Consider the following 3,398-nt stretch of genomic DNA (forward strand, 5'->3'; position numbering starts at 1 on the left):
AAAGTTACACGTAAAATTAAATTTATAAAAAACAATAAAATAGCTTTAATCTCACTCTCTATGATTATCACATCTTTTTTGATATCAATTAAAACATTTGAAAATCTTACCTATAGAGCTAATAATGAAATTGATAGTTGATGAATGTCTATCTAAATAAATAAGGATCTGCTTCATTATGAAAACTAGCTTTAACCATATCGAGCGAGATAATAGTGATATCACCCATAACCATAAAAATACTCATAGTTCCTGCAACTGCACCCAAGAAATAATAACTTCTTTAAATCATTATATTAATAAACATCCAGAATGTACTATCTACCAAAATTCTTTAATGAGTAGTCTTATTGCTGGTGTTTATGATAGTAATGTTACTATTGCTGATTTATTAAAGCATGGTGATTTTGGTTTAGGTACTTTTAATCATCTTGATGGCGAATTGGTCGCCTTTGATAGTAACGTTTTTCAATTACGTTCAGATGGCAGTGCGCGAGAAGCCCGTCCAGATCAAGGCTCGCCTTTTGCTGTAATGACTTTCTTTAAACCTGATATTACACATCAGTTTTCAGATCCTGTCTCTCAACAACAGGTTCACAATATTATTAACCAATATGTCCCTTCCGATAATCTATTTTGTGCCATCAAAATTGAAGGCGAATTTGAATTAGTTAAAACACGTACAGTGCCACGTCAAGAGCCTCCTTATGTGCCCATGCTAGAAGCCATTGAAAATCAGCCTATTTTTACCTTTCACGATGAAATGGGTATTATTGCCGGCTTTCGTTCCCCACAATTTACTCAAGGCCTTAATGTTGCTGGATTTCATGAGCATTATATTAATCACCAACGTGAAGGTGGTGGCCATGTACTTGATTATCAATTAAAAAAAGGCACCCTACAAATCGGTGTTATCTCTCGTTTTACTATTGACTTACCTCATCAATCAACATTCTTAGAAGCTAATTTAATGCCCGATGACCTTCATCAGGCAATAGAACAAGCCGAAAACTGAAAGTAATCATTCCTAAAGGTCATTCTGTTTTTATTCATTCACTTGCAAACTTAAAGAAGGTTTTATGAACTCTCATCATTGGAATTGCGGTGCTGACTTGGTGGTTAAGCAATTAGAACAACATGGTGTTAAACAAGTTTTTGGGATCCCCGGAGCCAAAATTGACCGTGTTTTTGATTCTTTGGTTGATTCAACAATTAAAACTATTGTTGTGCGTCACGAAGCCAATGCGGCTTTTATGGCGGGTGCGGTAGGACGTTTAACCGGTAAAGCGGGTGTGGCGATAGCCACTTCTGGTCCCGGTTGTTCTAATCTAGCAACGGGCATTGCGACAGCTACATCAGAAGGTGATCCTCTAGTTGCCTTAGGAGGCTCAGTTAAATCTACGGATAGACTTAAACTGGTTCATCAAAGTATGGACACAGTAACAATGTTTAACCCAATCACTAAGTTTTGTGCTGAAGTTGATTCTTCACAATCAATTTCAGAGACGTTAGCCAATGCTTTTCGTCATGCGGAGTCAGGTCGTCCCGGCTCGGCTTTTTTAACCTTTCCAATGGATATACTCAATAATGAGGTAGATAGCCCGTTATTAACACCTAAATCCAAACCTAATTTAGGTGCCGCGAGTGATAGTGCAATTCAAGAAGCGATCAGCTTATTATTACAAGCGAAAAACCCTGTGATATTAATAGGGCTTCAAGCCAGCGATCCGGAAAATGCTCTTGCCTTACAAAATTTCCTTGATATTTTTCCTGTTCCTATTGTAGGTACTTATCAATCTGCCGGGGCTATTGCTCATCGCCATTTTCCACTCTTTGCCGGACGAATTGGCTTATTTAATAATCAGCCAGGGGATGAATTACTGGCACACGCTGATTTAGTTATCACTTTAGGTTATAGCCCGATTGAGTATGAGCCTTCCTTATGGAACAGTCATAATGCCAATATTATCCATATTGATGAGATCCAAGCTGAAATCGATTTAGCTTACTGCCCTGCCTTAGAATTAACAGGCAATATTAAATTAACACTGGATAAGTTAACGCAACAATTAACTCACCAGCCTAATTCAAAATTACAATTGTCTAATCAGAGCCAAGGAATACTAGAGAAAATACGTCAGCAAAGGGAAATTTTGCAACAAAATAGTTATTTTAGACAAGGCACACCTATTCATCCTTTAACTATCATACATGAAATGCAAGATATCATTGATAACGATGTCACTCTTTGTATTGATATGGGGAGTTTTCATATTTGGCTTGCACGTTACCTTTATAGTTTTAGAGCGAGACAAATGCTAATTTCTAATGGCCAACAAACCATGGGAGTTGCATTACCTTGGGGAATAGGCGCTTCTTTTGTACGTCCTTGCGATAAAATTATCTCTGTTTCTGGTGATGGGGGATTTATGCAATCTTCAATGGAGCTAGAAACCGCAGTTCGTCTTAATACCAATATATTGCATATTATCTGGGTTGATAATGCTTATAATATGGTGGAGATGCAAGAAGAGGTAAAATATGGCCGTCCTTCTGGCGTAAAATTTGGTCCTATTGATTTTAAACGCTATGCAGAATCTTTTGGTGCTAAAGGATTTTCTGTTGAGTGCGCATCTCAACTTCGTGAAACCTTACGTAAAGCGATAGCTGTTGATGGTCCTGCTGTGTTAGCCATTCCTGTTGATTATCGTGATAACGATAAATTAATGAAGCACATTAATTATAATTTAATTATTTAGTAATAAGCCCCTCCAGTTAACGGATTAGTCATTAGAATGGAGGGGCATTTTATTTACAAGCTCTTGACTTACTTTTTCTGACCATTAAATTTTGCTAGGCTAACGGACAGTCTGGTATAAAGATGCACTCTATACTAAAGGGGCAAAATATTATCAAAGGAGAATAAAATGGAGATACTCCATTCAATGCTTGACACATTAAGTCATGTTTCTCCTATCGCTTTATTTTTTACTATTACCCTGCTCACTGCGGGAAAATCTACTATTGGTATTTCATCCTTTTTACCTCCCGCATCGTTAATGCTGATCTTAATATTTGGGGTTTGCTTGCCCTTCCATTCGCCTATTTTACTTTGGTTAGCAACTAGTTTAGGTGCCTTATTAGGATCTATAGTGAGTTATCAGTTAGGGCGTTCCATTTATTATTTCCCTCGCTTAAATAAATGGGTTACCCGCTATCAAACAAAGATCTTACGTATACAACAACTGTTAAAAAATAAAGCATTCTTTATTCTTTTTATTTCACGCTTTTTAGCTGTGTTTCGCTACCTTACGCCTTTTAGCGCAGGTTTATTAAAACTCCCCATTTATGGTATTTATCTAACAAGTACTGTTTCAGCCTTAGTGTGGTCAGGAGTA

Annotated in this window: 3 protein-coding genes; all 3 read left to right on the forward strand. The window is 37.1% G+C overall.

All coding sequences use genetic code 11. The features are described from left to right. The first annotated feature begins 178 nt into the window (after nucleotides 1-178). A complete protein-coding gene (gene budA, locus AACU98_RS00540; protein WP_012367841.1) occupies nucleotides 179-1,015 on the forward strand; it encodes an acetolactate decarboxylase in 837 nt (278 codons plus the stop codon). A gap of 64 nt (nucleotides 1,016-1,079) precedes the next feature. Beyond that, nucleotides 1,080-2,759 (forward strand): acetolactate synthase AlsS, encoded by a 1,680-nt coding sequence (alsS, locus tag AACU98_RS00545; RefSeq protein WP_012367840.1) that lies wholly within the window; start codon nucleotides 1,080-1,082, stop codon nucleotides 2,757-2,759. 168 nt (nucleotides 2,760-2,927) lie between these two features. Continuing rightward, nucleotides 2,928-3,398, forward strand: a 471-nt coding sequence (locus AACU98_RS00550; protein ID WP_161735344.1) for a DedA family protein, incomplete at its 3' end; no start/stop codon positions are given.

Origin of the sequence: Proteus sp. G4380 (genome assembly GCF_963885725.1) — a bacterium.
Taxonomy (GTDB): domain Bacteria; phylum Pseudomonadota; class Gammaproteobacteria; order Enterobacterales; family Enterobacteriaceae; genus Proteus; species Proteus mirabilis.